At 40.6% G+C, this 16,827-nt stretch carries 12 protein-coding genes; 7 read left to right on the plus strand and 5 right to left on the minus strand.

All coding sequences use genetic code 11. From position 1 onward, the window contains the following. Nucleotides 1-73 precede the first annotated feature (73 nt). Complete coding sequence (locus VK664_RS06395; RefSeq protein ID WP_461397796.1) at nucleotides 74-1,471, minus strand: phage tail sheath family protein; 1,398 nt, start codon at nucleotides 1,469-1,471, stop codon at nucleotides 74-76. Between the two features lie 364 nt (nucleotides 1,472-1,835). On the opposite strand from VK664_RS06395, the gene VK664_RS06400 reads away from it, so the two are divergent. From VK664_RS06400 to VK664_RS06425, 6 genes are all read left to right on the plus strand, one after another. Next, nucleotides 1,836-2,855 (plus strand): toll/interleukin-1 receptor domain-containing protein, encoded by a 1,020-nt coding sequence (locus VK664_RS06400; RefSeq protein ID WP_461397797.1) that lies wholly within the window; start codon nucleotides 1,836-1,838, stop codon nucleotides 2,853-2,855. Beyond that, nucleotides 2,830-4,350, plus strand: coding sequence for a PorV/PorQ family protein (locus VK664_RS06405; RefSeq protein ID WP_461397798.1), 1,521 nt, complete (start codon nucleotides 2,830-2,832; stop codon nucleotides 4,348-4,350). Before VK664_RS06400 ends, VK664_RS06405 begins: the two co-directional genes overlap by 26 nt. A 177-nt stretch (nucleotides 4,351-4,527) precedes the next feature. Next, a complete protein-coding gene (locus VK664_RS06410; RefSeq protein WP_461397799.1) occupies nucleotides 4,528-5,106 on the plus strand; it encodes an RNA polymerase sigma factor in 579 nt (192 codons plus the stop codon). Nucleotides 5,107-5,129: 23 nt separating this feature from the next. Further along, nucleotides 5,130-5,996: a tetratricopeptide repeat protein gene (locus VK664_RS06415; protein ID WP_461397800.1), complete on the plus strand. Its 867-nt coding sequence runs from the start codon at nucleotides 5,130-5,132 to the stop codon at nucleotides 5,994-5,996. A gap of 76 nt (nucleotides 5,997-6,072) precedes the next feature. Then, nucleotides 6,073-7,503, plus strand: coding sequence for a S8 family serine peptidase (locus VK664_RS06420; protein ID WP_461397801.1), 1,431 nt, complete (start codon nucleotides 6,073-6,075; stop codon nucleotides 7,501-7,503). Next, on the plus strand, nucleotides 7,481-10,351 hold the full coding sequence (locus tag VK664_RS06425; RefSeq protein WP_461397802.1) for a CHAT domain-containing protein: 2,871 nt from the start codon (nucleotides 7,481-7,483) through the stop codon (nucleotides 10,349-10,351). The genes VK664_RS06420 and VK664_RS06425 overlap by 23 nt, the downstream gene beginning before the upstream one ends. Before the next feature lie 19 nt (nucleotides 10,352-10,370). Here VK664_RS06425 and VK664_RS06430 read toward each other — a convergent pair whose 3' ends face one another. From VK664_RS06430 to VK664_RS06440, 3 genes are all read right to left on the minus strand, one after another. Then, nucleotides 10,371-11,432, minus strand: a complete 1,062-nt coding sequence (locus tag VK664_RS06430; RefSeq protein ID WP_461397803.1) for a TIR domain-containing protein — start codon at nucleotides 11,430-11,432, stop codon at nucleotides 10,371-10,373. A 69-nt stretch (nucleotides 11,433-11,501) separates the two neighbouring features. After that, entirely contained in the window at nucleotides 11,502-14,198 is a 2,697-nt protein-coding gene (locus VK664_RS06435; protein WP_461397804.1) for a tetratricopeptide repeat protein, read from the minus strand. A gap of 136 nt (nucleotides 14,199-14,334) precedes the next feature. Continuing rightward, a complete protein-coding gene (locus VK664_RS06440) occupies nucleotides 14,335-14,703 on the minus strand; it encodes a hypothetical protein (protein ID WP_461397805.1) in 369 nt (122 codons plus the stop codon). A gap of 42 nt (nucleotides 14,704-14,745) precedes the next feature. Between VK664_RS06440 and VK664_RS06445 the strand changes: the two genes are divergently transcribed. Beyond that, nucleotides 14,746-15,603 (plus strand): serine aminopeptidase domain-containing protein, encoded by an 858-nt coding sequence (locus VK664_RS06445; RefSeq protein WP_461397806.1) that lies wholly within the window; start codon nucleotides 14,746-14,748, stop codon nucleotides 15,601-15,603. Here VK664_RS06445 and VK664_RS06450 read toward each other — a convergent pair. Beyond that, a complete protein-coding gene (locus VK664_RS06450) occupies nucleotides 15,600-16,823 on the minus strand; it encodes a hypothetical protein (RefSeq protein WP_461397807.1) in 1,224 nt (407 codons plus the stop codon). The two genes, VK664_RS06445 and VK664_RS06450, sit on opposite strands and share 4 nt — an antisense overlap. Nucleotides 16,824-16,827: the final 4 nt, after the last annotated feature.

The raw sequence follows: 16,827 nt of genomic DNA on the forward strand, positions 1-16,827 counted from the left end.
GAGAATTGACATAATTCAAAAAACATTTTCATCAAACGTTCAAGGCATACCAATAATTGGTGTGCCTTTTTTTTTACGATTCGCTTATCATTTTGTGCATGAAGCGGAGTATAACAAATTCAGCCGGTCGTACTACAGCCATACCAAACTCAACTATCATTCGGCCCTCCAGTATATCAAGTGCGGTCATAGTCTCTCCCATCCCCACATGTACAAAAAACGCTTCACGTGGAGTATTGCCCATCAATGCACCTGTCCTCCAAAGGATGGTGAGATAATTTTCAATCATCGCCTTCACCTTTACCCAGGTATTCTTATCATTGATTTCGAAAACAAACGGTTCTGTTGCTTTACGCGTAGATTCTCCAACCATGTTTACAAAGCGACGTACCGGTACATAGCGCCATTCATTATCATTGCCTGCAAGCGTTCTCGCGCCCCAGATGATAGCAGGTCCACGGCCAGGCAAGAAACGGACGGCATTGACAGATATCCCGGAGATGGAGTCTGTATTTAGTGCTGCCTGTTCATTATCGGTAATGATTTTTTCGGGCCGGACACAGGCGTTAATCCCAACATTAGCCGGTGCTTTCCAAACACCTTTGATATTATCTACCGTAACATACTGGCCAATAACACCACTTGATGCCGGCAGCAACATGTCAATATTTGTAATAGCATTTTTCGCAAGAAAATACCAGGTACGATTGAGGTTTTTCAATTCCGCCAGCGTACCGGCACCACTAATCCCGTTAATCCTGACAAGACTCTCATCAGAATAATTGTAATCAATGCTTGTAAAAACACGGGGATAATATGTTGCACCATGTTTCAATTCCTGGTGGTTCTCAAAATAAAAATCACGAAGAACTCTAATATTATCTATTGTTGAGTTTGGATCAATCCAGACATCCATCACTGCAAAACGATCCTGCAGTTCACCGCATTGTTTCAAGGCTTGCCTGTACAGATTATAGTAGTCTGAAGCCGTTGGAAGATTCAGCCCATCGGGAAATGAGATAAGTGTTACTTCATCAATTTTCGCTACTTCTTCGAGGCCGCTTTTCAGATCAGTAGCCATGATTTGTCCGGCAGTGCCTGAATAACTTCCAACTGAGGTGATGAAACAGGCTCCACCCCCATTGGCGTAGAAAAGCTGGATTGAGTAATACATCAGGAATTTTGAAGTAGCCTGGCGTTTTACTTTACCCGTAACATTTACTCTCCTGGGATTGCCGAGGTCAAAATTAACTTCAAGACTGGCCTCAGGTACTGCAAATCCAAAATAGCGTTCAAATTCAAGCATGGAAGAAATGCAATAAGGCTTAAGAAGCAGGTCATCTTTTTCGATCAAACTTGCCTTTTCCGTATAGCCTATGAAAGCCGGGATTGCCGTTTCAACAGAGTTGATTACAGGGGGGAGTTTAGGAATCTCGTCAATATACACTCCGGGGGTTTGGTATTCAGGCATACAGAAAGATTAGGGGTTGATTGAAAAATTCGGGTCATCTGAAGATACAAAAACTAATTATGCATTAACGCAGAATTCAGCAGGCAACTATAGAAAATGACCTTTACATATAAGCAACGCCATTTCAGTAGCTGAGGATAAACGAAAAAAGCTGACTGAGGCATTCGATATTGCTCAGCCTTCCGGTGATGTTCCAATGACGATACACTTAAAAAAAGATATTGTATTTTCACTATCAAAATAAGGATACCAAACTCCGCATATTTACATTGTAATTTCCTCCGTCCCACGTTCTAATCCGCCCCCTGGTTGCGATTTAGGTTTTGGTTTGACCGGCACAGTTTGCTGCCAATAATCAAAAACAATGGCCGACATATTCATTTCGTATTCTTCGATGGATCGGACTGCGATAAAACGTATAAGCGAATTTTTCGAATCTCAGGGTTGGACCACCTGGTGGGATCGACAGATTCCTGTGGCTGAATCATTCGAATCTGTATTGATGGCAGAATTGGAGAAGTCCAAATGTGTAGTTGTTGTCTGGTCGAAAAATTCTGTAAAATCACCCTGGGTAAAACGCGAAGCGGAGCAAGCATTACAATCTCATAAATTGGTACCGGTGATCCTGGGGCCGGTAAAGATTCCGGCCTCCTTTAGCCATATCGAGGCTGCATTTCCTGATAGCTGGATAAACACAGCAGAAAATGATGAAATGCAGAATCTGCTTAACTCGGTATCGAAACTTGTTTTACCTGAAAGTAAGAAGCTCAAAGAAAACCGTGCTGGTTGGCGTTCCTGGTCGATAAGGCATACCTATCTTTTCATCGGTATTTTTATAACATTGATTTTTTATGTTCTTTACCTGCTTATTTTAAAAGGCTGGGGACTGGAATATTTTCAAATCCTTCGTTTTGCAATTTTTCTTGGCATTTCAGCAGCAGTTTTATTTTGTCTTTTTAATAATTACTGTATTAATAAAAATATCATTGCCCCGGGAGTATCTCAAGCAAAAAAAACAAGCATATGGCTTATACCCGTTATTGCCTTCTTGCTGAATTTTTCACTTTTACCTGTTGCAAACACTTTCAGGATTTATGGAAACATCCAATCGAAAGACGGACATCCGGTTAACGGGGCGCAGATTTCTGTGGATGGCACACCAAATTACACGCACTCTCTGACTAATGGAGATTTCATCCTGGAAATGGCAAACTACAAGCTGGGCGATAAAGTTGTGCTCCATATAAATCATGATGATTTTGAAGATATTGAAAGAGGCATCAACTTATCAGCATTTGTGATAAAGGATTCTACTATTACTCTTCGCCCGATTGACACATCGACCTTAACCTTGAACCATGAAAAATACAAAGCCAATCCTTAAACTTGTAATTTTCCTTAGCTTCAACCTGCTAATATTCATTACCCTCTGTAGCCAGGGCTTCGCACAGCCGCTAACTATAAGCGGAACGATCAGGTGTATCAATAAAAGCGATAACTCAACCAGGGGTCTTGAAAATGTCCTGGTACGCACAGATGTTTCTAAAACTTCTACTCCGACACATACGAATCCGGCTGGATATTTTCAGCTACAGCTTCCTGAAGTGCAGTTCCGTGATCTGAAAAATCAAACAATCGAAGTGAAAGTTTATTCCCGTTGTGGAGATTGTAAGGAATCCGTTTACCGTCCATTTGTTGACAGAGCGAATATTAAAATTGACAGATGGAGGATGCCGGCAAACTGTTCATCTTACGAATTCACGCCTACCAGTCTTGATAGTATGAAAGACATAGTGGCGAAATATGAACCAAGAAACTATAAAAAGAATATTGCTGCAGGCTCTGCCATAGCTAGTCCCGCTTTATTAAATGTTTTCACATCCCTTTACAAAGCAGTTAATTTAATATCGAATATAGGCGGGCAGTTTCCTGCCAGCACAATATTTCCCGGTAAGATAACTTATGGTGAATTCCTTTTAGGATCACATCTGTATAAATCCGCCAATACTGGTTTCAATTTTTCACCGGACAGGGATTTTTCTGATGTTATGTTTTCCAATCCTGCAGCAGCTGTTCAAAGCAGTAAAGACAATAATATCAGCCTGATGACTAATTTCAGAAACTATGGAAAAACCGGTGGGTTTGCAAAGGTGTCAAAAGCTATAACAATTGGTGCAGGATTCATCTTTGCAAACCAGGATGAGTTCCGGCAAGTGGATTTTTCAAGGCCTAGTGCGCCGGGACTAGTGGATTCATTCCCCATGAAACTAAAGGAGTATGGCATAACCGTAGGACCATCAATCGCCCTCACTAATAAACTAAGCGTTGGTGTTAATTTAAAATTGATTCACCAGAATATGAATTTACCGGAAACGCTTTATGTAGATGTTACAAAACCGGTTATCAGCTATACCACGGATAGCACCATCAAAAGAAACACTGTTGATGTTGATCTTTCTGCTTATTACCAGGTTTCCGAATCTTTGGTAATGGGCATTAATTTTATGAACCTGGCCGGGACTAAATTATATGGAGATGCTTTTGTGCCAGGCGCGGATACCATCAATGAAATTCAACAACGCGCTGTCGGCATTGGTGCAACCTATAAAATAAAACGGGTTAACATCGGTGCCGATCTTGTTTTTGGAGATGGGGGCTTATATGATGTTTCGTTCGGTGTGAATGTAGTGCCTTTTAACTACGCGTTGATATCGGCTGGATATACGTTTAAGCAACACAGCTTTAGCATTTCATTCAGGCTGAAACATTTCAGGCTGGCTTATATCTATGATAATGATTTCATGATTTCCGAGAAGAAAAAGCCGAAGATCAATATAGGTAATGGGAAACTTTTTGGAGGGTTTGTGTTTGATTTTTGAAACAGAAATAATTATTCATGATTTTGTTTCCCTTTTCCTTTCCCGTCCGACTAATGTGCGGGCTTTGTCACTGTTTGATATTTTGACAATAAAACACTCAAAAACACTTTCAAGCGGAAATATTATTATTTTTTTGGATTCGATAATTCAATAGTTTATTTTAGGAATAAAGATAAGATGGACGATTTGGAGATAATAAGTGGCCTGGTTGATGACCCGCAGCGAAGGCAAATCGTCGAAAAGGAGCTCTATTCCAAATTTGTCTATTTCATTAACGAAGGCATAAATCATTATAATCTGAATTATGAGGATAGCTTCAGTGCGTACAGCGACGCCATTCTCACTCTAATTCATAATGTGAAGAACAGGATCTTTTCACAAAAATCATCCATAAAAACCTACCTCCATAAAATATATTCCAACAAATGCATTGACCTTATCAGAAAGAACAGTACAGTGAAAGATAAGGTTAATCAATCCGTATCCAAACCAGAACTACTGGATCAAATACCGGACAAAGTAAGATCGGTAATTGAAAACCTGATCCAGGATCAAAGAATAACCGCAATCAGGAAAAACATCCAGGAAATCGGGGACAAATGCAAACAGATATTGATGCTTTTCCAGGATGATTACAGCGACAAGGAAATTGCAGACTTACTAGGATATAATAGCGCATCAGTGGCGAAAGTCACCAGGTTAAGATGCATGCAGAAGATAAAAGAAAAAATGAAAAATTTCATTAGTCACGAATGAGGCCGGAAGAATTCCAGTATTAAATGAATGATAACTTAGAATATATTGATGATTATTTTCAGAAAGTATTAGACGATGTACAGCGGCAGGAATTTGAAACACGTTGTGTCTCAGACGAAGCTTTTGCGAAGGAGGTAGCTACTTATATAGCGATGAGGGAAGCATTGAGACAAAACCTACTGGAAGAAAAAAAGAAACATTGGTCGAAGCTTGTACATTCCGAGATTAAATCAAAAGAACCTGGTCCTGGGAATGAAAATGAACAAGGCAGGAAATCCGACACTTTTAAGAAAACACGACTGGTCAGAGAAACAGCGCAATTGAGTGAAGAAATGCCTGTTAGAGAATCAGCATTTCCGGGTGAGAGCTCAAAAGTCAGAACATTAGACTTAAAAAAATGGCTAAGCCTGGCTGCCGCTGCCTGCGTTATCACCTTCTTTCTGCTTTATCCTAAGTTGACCAGCAATTCGGCCCGTGACCTGGTTCATGAATACATTCAAAACGAGATGACTATCTCCAGTTCGATGGATGCTTCACGCGATTCGTTACAGACAGGAATTGTCGCTTATAATAAAAAAGATTACAAGGAAGCGATAAAGACATTCGGCTCAATCTACGCTTCGAACCCCAGTGATCAGCAGATTCTGAAATATCTCGGACAGGCTTACCTGATGGATGGCGACTATGAAAACGCCTTAAAGAATTTTGAATTGCTTAGTCAACTTGAAGGATTAAGAAGTAATCCTGGCTTGTTTTTAAAAGCGATAACGCTAATGGAAAGAAATGAAGCAGGCGATGAGCAACAGGCAAAGACCCTGTTTCAAAAAGTGGTTTCAGATAAATTGGAAGGCGAAAAGCAAGCGCAGGTTTGGCTGGAAAAATTGGATTGAGTAATAATTAATAACGTCCCCGTATTCCCCTGAATTTTTGAGCAAACCCTTTTAAATAACCTCATAACTTTTTAAAATGACTAACAACCTGCCACCATCATCCACTCAAAATGGGAAAGATCCTTATTGGTATAAATATATCAACACGAACGTGAAACAAAGGAAGAAAATGCGAAGGGATGAATCACCAGAGGCTCAAATGATCGTCTACAGGGGCAACAAAGATGATATAACCTTTGATCAATGGATTGTTTGGCTGGAAGGCGAAATATCTAAGACCGGCAAGCCGAAGGACTCCATTAGTATTGTAAGTATTTGTGGCACTTGTAATAATTCCCTGATGCTGTTATCCGGACAGGGAGTTAATGCTTTTGTCACAACTGAAGCTGCTGTAAAAGGCATTGGTGGTTCGCCACAACCTGGATCTACTGGCGATGAATTGGGCATTTATCGTAGCGCAAACTTTCCGATCGAGATCCCAAAGAAATTACCTGATCTAAAAAAAGGTGCTGGTAAAAAAATTAAGCTTAAACCTTCACAAAGTACCCGTAAGCCGGTGGTTGTAGCAGTACTTGACACGGGTATGGGACCAAAAGAAACAGAACTGGATCAGTTCCTGATTGAACCAAATAATCAACCTTGCATAACCGATGCAAAACAAGGCTGGAACTTTATTTCAGACAGTAAAAAATATGACGATGATCATGGTATCAAACATGGCACTACTGTTACGCGGATGTTAGTGGAGCAATGTCTGGCAACAACAGATGGTAACCCGGTAAAAATCATCCCGATAAAAGTACAGGATGGCAAAGGCAGTAGCGATTTGTATGATGTAATGTGTGCGATGGCATATGCTAAATCCATGGGTGCCCAAATTATTAACGCCAGCTTTGGATATTATGCACCCCTCAATTATAAGGACAATGACTCTTATTGTGTAAAAGTTTTTCGGGAGTTTATCAAAGAGGTTCTAACCGACAATGGTGTTCTCCTGGTAGCTGCAGCAGGTAATCTGACGGAGAAGGAAGAAATTAGAAAACGATTTAAGTTGAATAGCAGTTCATCACAGGCGCAACTGGATCAGACACCGGCTGAGCCAAGAAATCTTGACCAGGTGCATTTTTTCCCTGCATCATTTGCTTCAGATCCGGAATTGTGGAACGTGATCTCGGTAACGACAGTTACACCGGGAATCACCGAGGTCAGCAATAGTCAGAACTTCTCCAAAAAAGTGGTGGACATTGGGGTCCCGGCTGACGAAGATCAAAATAATGGATTTTCTAATCCAAGAACAGCAGGCACTTTTGTTGCCGGCTCCTCCTTTGCCACTCCTAAAGTAACCGGAATGATTACCGGGAATTACGATCTGATTGCCGGCAGACGTAATAAGAAGGAAATCATCGATATTCTCATGAAGAAAAATTTACTCAGCAAAGTACCAGGTAAGGTGGCTGTTGGGCGCGCAATACTTAACCGGCAAAATGGTAAAACAAAGCTCGCGTGATTTTAGGCGCATTTTATCGCAAATAACAGGATGCCTCATCCTGTTATTTGTGCTTTCCATGCCTGTGACTGGCCAATGTCCACACCATGCGCAGTTAAACGAACAGGTGGAAACAAGTGAAAGGAACAATAAAGACACGAAAACAAGGCTAAAGAACCTTTATGAATTCAAGAGAAGAATTGAGGATTGTAAGCTTCTTAAAGATTCAATCTATGCGAAGATCCTGCACAAAATTGGGATACTTGAATACCAGGACAATCACTTTATTCCCACTGAAAATTCTTTTGCATTCACAGCTGAAGCAGTTCGGATTAATACTTCCGGCATAAAAACAGCATACCCTGCATATGCCACAAAAAGTTTTTCAAATCTTGCTGTTCTGTACTCGGCGGCCGGTCTTAACAGGGAAGCTGTCCGCTTCTGCGACAGCACCCTGGAATACGGGAAACGTTATCCGGAGTTTAGTTCCTTTCTGCGTGGCGCCCTTGAGCTAAAGGCATTTGCGCTTTTTAAGACCGGGGACTACCAGGGTTCAATCGATCAGTTGTTATTGGGGATAAAGACTGCACTGGAATCCGGCGACTCACTTCAGGCTGCAAAACTCTACAACAAGAGGGCCGAAGCATATAAACTACAGGGCGATAACAAAAGGGCAATGAAAGATGCCTTATGGACTATGATCTGGATTGAAACGTTACTAAAGACGCATAGAAAGGAAGTGCTTTCAAATCCAAATGATTTCAATGACTATTACAGGGAGCTGGCAAATGCATATAAGGTTAAAGCACTTGCGACTGAGACTGATCAACCGAAATCCGATGAGCCGAAGGCTGAACTTAAGCGATTGATCCGGCTTTCGAATCATTACCAGGCAAAAACAGGCGACAGCAGTGAGCTATCAAATAACTTCAACGATTTCGGAGCTTATTATTTCAGTACTTACCACGACTATAAAAGTGCCAAGGAAAACTATATCCAGTCTATGCGGTATGGGAAAAATTCAAAATGGAACCTGGCCTTTGGTTACCTGAACCTGGGCGCTGCAGATTTTCCGGCCGGCGATTATGCCGCTGCCGGGAAAAATTATTTAAAGATGCTTTCGCTTATAGGTTTCGAAGCAAGCAACATACTTGAAAATCAGCCTGTGGCCCGGTGGATGGCCGTTCCTTATAAACAATTGGTGCATGTATTCCTGAATAACAAAACAGAATTGCTCCTTGGTCTTTACAAAAAAACCAACAACAAAAAGTACCTGGAGGCATGTTTATCAACAGCCCTTGTAACCGATTCAGTTATCCAGCTAATGCGACGCGAGCAAACAGCAGAACAAAGCAAACTACTATGGCGAAATAAAACCCGGAACTTTTTTACAAATGCATTGGAGGCATGTTTACTTGCAAAAAATTATCCGCTTGCATTTTATTTCATGGAGAAAAGTCGCTCCGTTATCCTGGCTGATAAATTAAATGAACTCGGTGCTGCTTCTTTATTGCCAGTTGAGGAAACCGTGCGTGAGCAATTGTTCAGACAGGCAATTGCGAATGAGGAAGAACATCTCAGAGCCCTCTCTCCAAACGATCATGAATATGATTCAGTAAGCGCAAGACTGATAGAAGCCAGGCATCAATTGAATAATCATATCACTTCCTTAGAGAAAAAATATCCTGAATATTACAAATATAAATTTTCAGGTGATGTTTTGTCTTATGATCAATTCAAAGTTTACCTGAAAAATAAAAAAACTGGTTTTGTATCCTATTTCCTGGGCGACACAACAAGTTATATATTATCTATATCGGGCGGGGGCATTACAGCGGAAGATGTCAAAATGATTAAAGTACCCGCATCAGCTTATAATAAAAAGCAGCTTGATGCATTGCTTGGCATATTTGCCGATGCTTCGTTTCAGAACCGTCGCTATGATTCCCTGGTACTGCAATCACATGAGTTTTACAAAAAAATGTTTGCTCCTCTTGGTATAGCAAAAGGAAATCTGATTATTTGTCCGGATGGTTTCATGCTCCCATTTGATGCATTGCATTCCGATGCATCGGGAAACAAAACACTATTGGAGGAATACTCGATCAGCTATGCATATTCGGCTAATTCACTGATTACAAAGTTCATCCCGGTAAGCGCAAGCCAGAACTTTGTGGGCTTTGCGCCGGTATCATTCAAACCATATCTGAATCTTGCAGCGCTTAACCCATCTGCAGATTTTCTTGACGAAGCAGCATCCAATTATTCTTCAACAAAATTGTTTATCAGGCAGGAATCAAGCAGAAAGAACTTTTTATCAAACCTGGGATCTTACCGGATAGTAAACGTTTTTTCACATGCAAGTACTGGTAACAACGATGAAGAACCGATTCTCTATATGGAAGACTCAGTAATCCGCCTCTCCGAATTACAGGATATTGACCAGGTGCGGACTCAACTCGTTGTGCTGAGCGCTTGCCAGACCTCTTCTGGTAAAAATGCAATCGGTGAAGGAATTTATAGCTTGTCACGCGGATTTGCAGCTGCGGGCATACCTTCTGTTATGGCAACAATATGGCGTGCAGACGAACATCCTGTCTATAGAATCTCAATACTCTTCCATAAAAATATCGCAGCTGGTATGCGCAAGGACGATGCGCTTAGATTGGCAAAGATTGATTATCTCAAAACTGCGAACAAGGAAAGAAGTCTGCCATATTATTGGGCAAACATGGTTATTATGGGAAATACCGACCCTATTGAACTTGTTCATCGAAATTATCTGCCCTGGATTTTAGCATTTTTTAGTTTGTTAGGGTTAATTATCGGACTTAGCCTATGGAGAAAAAGAGTGGCAGGCAAAAAATGATAAATCAATTTTCACCGAATCATTTCTTCAATCGAATGTCTATATTACCAGAGCCTGCGAAATAATCCAGTTTTTGCGACTGAAATTTTTCTTTATTAACAAATAGGATATATTGTTCTTTTTGCATACGGTAAGGCAAAGTAATTGTAAAATCTCCCGATGCATTAGTTATCACGCTGGTGTCCGTATCAATCTTTATCACGCAATCGGCAATAGCATTTCCATTTACATCTTTCACATTTCCATAAACTGATCCCAGCTTCCCGTCAGGGATAATCGAAAATTGGGTTTCAGCTTTTTCAATCACTATGCTATCATCCAAAAGCTTCCAATTCTTAGCATTAAGTTCTGCACGAACTTTTTTCTTTTCGTATAAAACAGGAAGTTGCCGATAATTTATTGCCTGATTAGGTATTACTTTTTGTCTTTCAACCTTTCCACCGATGTATAGGCTCAGTTCGCCTCCGTCAAATGCTGGGTAGCTGGGATTTATGTTTGAAAGCCGGTCAGGCATTAATGAAATAGAAACATCAAAGGGCTTACGACTCTCATTGAGATAATATAATAACACCGCCAACAGCGCCACAATTGAAATGCCAGGCAAAAACCATTTGGACCGTAAAAAACTTTTCCGCTTTGGTTTGTATGCAGGGTCCTGGTAATCCCTATCAACATATGATGCAATCTGATCAAAATTTTCTTTCTCAAAAAATATTACCTGGAAATAACGCAGACTCGCGGGAAGATCTTCGATCTCAATATCATTGGTAACGACGGTCAGGATATTGCCATTCTTCCTGCCCGCACGTTTTTCATTGATAAAAAAGCCCCATTCCGCTTCTACCCATGAGGAAGATAAGTATTCAACTTTGGAGCCAATAACAATCATATGCCTGCACTGATCCAGGGCATGATCAATGGCCTTTCTATAATCAGCGTTTCCTAGTTTTGGAAGAGATTCGGATGATAAAAAAACGACCAGACCTTTTGATTGTAAATAATGAAACAGTTCTTCGGCCATATCAATATCAGCACTTTTATAAGAGATAAAGACATCTATCGGGGCCGGGTTTTGATTCATATTAGTTGCTTGTGAGTCTAATACTATTTTTTTAACTGTCTGTATTCGGTGATGACCTATTAAACAGACTTATTCAACTAAAAATGACTTAATCTTCTCAAAGCCGGGATGTATAAAGCCTGCGTTTTTTAATTCGGTGATATCATCTAAAAATATGCTGACATAAGTTCTTCCATCCGTATAAGTTTTATCTTTCAGTGCACCATATAGCTTCTTTGCTTCATCATATTTATTTTGCAGCAAAAGAGACATGGCAAGATTAGCTTTCGCATACTCAATTTCTTTATCATAGTCAGCCGGCTTTTTGACTCCCGGTTCAAGAGATTTTCGGGCTGCCAGCTCAGCTTCAGCAAAATTCCGGTTTAGAATGAGATACCAGGATAAATTATTATAGTCATGACCGAGCGAAATCACATCTGTAAACTTACCAGATTTGATCAACTCCAACTTCCTTTGAACCAGGTACTTTAGCAGTATCAGTTTATGATAATCGGTATTAGCCGCTTGTATATCATAGCGAAGACCATCCAGTTCATATTCAGCTTTTTCTAAATCGCTTTTTGGACTATATATAGACGGATCAAGCGCTTGCACCCTGGCGATCTCTTTATTTATCCGTTCTATCGAAGATGAAATACTTTTCAAACTCTCAGCAAACTTACCCCCGCTTTTCTTATCAAGGCGATTATACAGCTCCAGCAATTCTTTATACTTCGCCAGTGATTCTTTTTGGTTGTTCAGATTGTCTTCCTTTGAAAAAACCTGCCTGGAGCTATTCCCGTTAATCGCAATCTCATACATAGTCTCAGCAATCTCCTCCTCCATTTCCAGGGGTTTGACTGAAGCATAACGCTTATAGATACTGATTGCTTTATTGAAAACTATGGTTGCCGATATCGGGTTACCCCACTGGTAAATTTTGCCAAGCTTTCGCAGCACCCTGGCAAAAGGCAAATCGAACATCTGGGGTACCAGCCCGGCATAGTTTTCATAAATCAATGCTGCTTCCGTATAAAATAGTTCAGCTGAGTCCCTGTCATTTACCTCGGTAAAGAAAAAACTTAATTGCTCATCAATCCCTGCCAATGACGGCGAATAAACAGCAGGTGCTGTATTTACAAGCCGCAGCATGGTAACCCTTGATTCTTCAAGACAATTCCTGGCCAGGGCGCTGTCCTGTTTTTCAACCACATAAGTCCCTAGATTAGCTGTCTTCGTATACAGTGAACCTAAATTGGCAAGCACGCCGGCAAGCAACCGATCATAAATACCAGGAGAAGTTTTCTGATACTTTTTGCAGACCGCCAGGGCATTTTGAAGTACAACTTCAGCAGCCTCATTTTTGTTCTGGGTTAAATAAAGGGATCCGAGGTTATTCTGAATTTCTGCAATAGATATCTGATTCGACAAAACATTGAGACTATCATGTTTTTTCAGCATGTTGAGTGCAGTCTTGAATAATGAGTCAGCCGGTTTATACATCCCGGAATGCAGATAAAGCAAAGCGAGCTTTACCTGTATGTCAGAAACAGCTTCCTCATATATATTTATGTTTATCTTTTCCAATGGCTTCACCGCACCCAGTGCCTTTATGAACTCCCCTTCAGCTTGTCGAAACAATTGTTTATCTCCATGTAATACTGCCAGCGCAGACAACGTTTCACCAAGTTTTTGGTTAAATAACAAACCATCTTCTTTATTCGCCTGCGTGTAAAGAGCTAAAGCCTCTTTAAACTTTTCTTCTGCTTCCTGGTATTGATATTTATTTTTGAGGATAGCGCCTGAATGATATAATACATTTGCAAGGTTTGAACCAAATGCTTTGGAATTTCCCTCTTTTAATTCCCGGTAAATCTTCAGACAATTTTCATAAACACCCTGGGCTTTATCGAACTCGTTCTGACTGTAAAGAAACTCACCATAATGAATCAGGTTCTCATGATCAAAACTGTCATTGACAGAAAGAAACTTTAGCTTATCCTCAGCAGTTTTCCAGTCGAGTCGCAGCTTTGCCAGGTTTATTTCTTCTTTGAGGTTTCTCCGGTGAAGGGCAATCAGCTTTTGTATACTAACTATTGATGAATCTGATCCTACCGGCTTATCCGGCAGATCCTTTAATCTTTGTGTAGCCAACAACAAATTCTTTTCGCTTTGCAATGTGCCCCGAAGTAAAACAGCCTCGTCGATCTTTCCTTCCGAAAAATAAGCATAGGCAGCTTTTTCAGTTTCAGACACATCGTCGAGGTTCACCCGGCTGAAAGCATCTGTCAATTCACTAAGTTGGCTTTGGGTTTTTATAAACTGATCCTCTAAAGAATCGATCGTCTTTTGATAATTCTGGCTTTGTTTGTTCAATTGTGATTTTTGCTTCCGCAATGCTTCACGGACCATCTTGTCTAACAGTTGGTAGTTAGACTGGTTAGCTTTCGCCCATTCATCTGCTTTGCAAATAACAACTGTATGGGGATAATTAAACGGGTCCGCAGGCAAATTTACTTCTAACCGGCTTTTTTCAACTATTACCCACTCATCCTTTTCAATTACCAGTACAGCATTATCGCCAGGCTTCGCGTTTTGAAAAGTAAGCGTAAATGTTCCTTTTTCTGTTGTTGCCGTCTGGTTGGCAAACCTGGCCTTAACCATAACCCCGGGAACAGGTTTACTGCCGCTATTTTGTTCAACCACATAGCCAAACAGCTTTTGTGCATGTGCGCGGGTTGCACCTAATACCAGGAAAGCAATTAACATCAGGGGCAGCTTATGCATTGTGGAGATGTTCGTTGCTGACAATTGCGATTTTGTTAGCAAAACTGTTTATGGCTTTATTTACTTTAAATTTAGGTAAATGGAGGGAACTAGAAACAATATGAATTGTTCCACCGGCCTATGATCAAAATGTCAATTATTTTTTACCTGATAGGTCAAGCTCTACTGTTACTCCAGAAACCGGGGCGGGGATTATGACCACCTGGATCTTACCATCAACAAAAAGTGAACTTCCAGAGACAGGCATCCACACTTCTTCAAAGGAATTTTCCGGATTTCGCATCACGACAAGGTTATATCCTTCGTATGCAAGATCATGGTATAGCAGAACTGTGTCGGTCTTACCAAAATTGCACTTTTGGCTCCCTGCACTATCATTTGCAATTGCCGGCTTTACTGTTGGGAGACGTTCACTAAAGAAATCATTTGTTGTGATGGGGATAGTTATGGTCCTGTTTTTCTTATTTTTCGAGTTGTTATGGACATCCCTGTAATTTAACGTCAACGACGGCCTGCTTCGCCTCTGGTGTCACTTCTACGTAGCTACTTGCGAAAAAGGTCAGGATTTCCTTTGATAGATATTGTTTATTTTCATAGTATCGTAAGTAGATTTACTTTGCAATCGTCACTTATCCAATCAAACACAGAATTTTATCCAACCACTCAAAAGAAGCGAGGGATAGTCATCGTAGCTCATGGGCTCAATGTGAAGCCTACCGCAATGCTTTCGTTAATAGGATGGTTTAATACCCACGGTTGTGATTGCTTCCTTCCCAGGTTTTCAGGCCACTACGAAAATCCTTCTGACACTGCCGGCATCACCGTAAAAGTCTGGCAGAAGGAAATGATAAATGGGTATGAAGCTGCAAAAGAAGCAGCCGGACAACATAACATCCCTTTGTTCTTTTTAGGTTATTCCCTGGGCGGTTTGCTCGGAGTAGACCTGGTTCTTTCAGCAGGTAATGATGTTGCCATAAGCAAACAGGTATTGTTAGCCCCAGCTATCGCTGTTCGAAACACGGCAAGCCTTTTAAAACTGTTCTTCTGGTGGAATTCTTTATACCTCCCGAGTTTTACTCCTGCAAAATACAGGGCCAACAAAAGTTTATCTATAAACGCATACAAGACAATGTTCAGGATTGTCTCAAACATCACACAGGCAAAAGCCAGGCTAATTATTCCTACCCTGGCCGTAGTTGACACTATGGATGAACTGATCAGCACTAAAAAACTAGTCAATTTTCTTGACAAGTTCGCTGATGGTCACTATGAACTGTTACGCCTTGATAGTGAGATGAAAAATCGTCAGGGAGGCTATCATCATCTCATCATAAACAAGGAAACTATGGGCGAAGCCAACTGGAAATTGTTCACCGAAAAAATGAAAGCTTTCCTGTTTAACTAATGAATCGTTGTTGGTTGCGGCTTTTTCTTTCTTAACCTGTTAAACATAAAATCATAGGTAACAGTCCAGCAACCAGTCATCAATTTATAGTTATTCTCTTTTATACCGTAGGTCGCATAAAGGGGATTTTCATTGCTGGTTACCATATCCTGCTTCACAATATCGCGCAATAAATAAGAACCTGTAAATCCTATATTTACGTAATTGCGGCCTACGCCAAATTGTGCAAACACCTGTAAAATTAATTCAAGATTTACCCGGTTTCGATAGTCCGTGACATTCTTAGCATAGAATACGTGATTCCCGTTAACATCGACGATAGTTGCATACGACCTGGAAAGGTAATCGACAGCGAAACCGCCACCGAAAAAAAGTTTTCCAATCGGTTTACCATTTTCATTTTTAAATAGGCCCAACTTATTGACGCTACTAATCTGAAACAACGCCGGGATCCTGACCCAATCCTGCTTCTCTTCGTGATAAAAATCAAAATCATTTTGAGATGAAGTTCTCTTCTCTGTATATACGATAGTTGCGCTATTTATCAGGTAACCGGCATTAATTGCAATTGTTGGCTTAAAAAAGTATTTGAACTGAGCGCCCAGTACAATTTTCGCTGTCGATTGATATCTGAAATTTAAATCATAACCACCATTATTTTGTATTGCAGCCGGCACGACATATAACCAGCCCAGGTATGGCCCTACAGACCATTGCCGCACCCTGTCTAATTCTTCAGAATAAGTTCTGTTAAAACCCAGGCTGTCATTAGCCAGTTCCACATCAGGTTCAATCAATATCGCTCTTAGTGCAAAATATTCAGAAAGCCTTATGGCCCCTAGTTGATCATACAATTTTCCAAGCAGCACAAAGGCACGGTTTCTTTCACTCGGCTTAAAGAATTTGTTCCTTTTTTGTTTGAATGCTGATTTTGTATTAACGAAATTAACCCAATAACCCAGCAGTGGACCCAGCTGTTGAGGATACATTGAATCGGCATTTTTCATTTCTCTCATCATAACCTTATAGCCAACAGGTTTAATTTCTCCTTTTTTGTCGTCACGGTAAATGCCAAAGCATTTACAAATCTTCGGTACGATGACTTCAAGTAAGCCGTTGCGATAATCCTGCTCCGCCTGTGACAATAATTCAGCGCACTCCTGCCCTTTGACAGCCGGTGTTAACAATGATAGTAGCAATATGAGTGTTAATCTAGGCATCTTA

Origin of the sequence: Flavitalea sp. (genome assembly GCF_035489435.1) — a bacterium.
Lineage (GTDB): Bacteria > Bacteroidota > Bacteroidia > Chitinophagales > Chitinophagaceae > DATHKG01.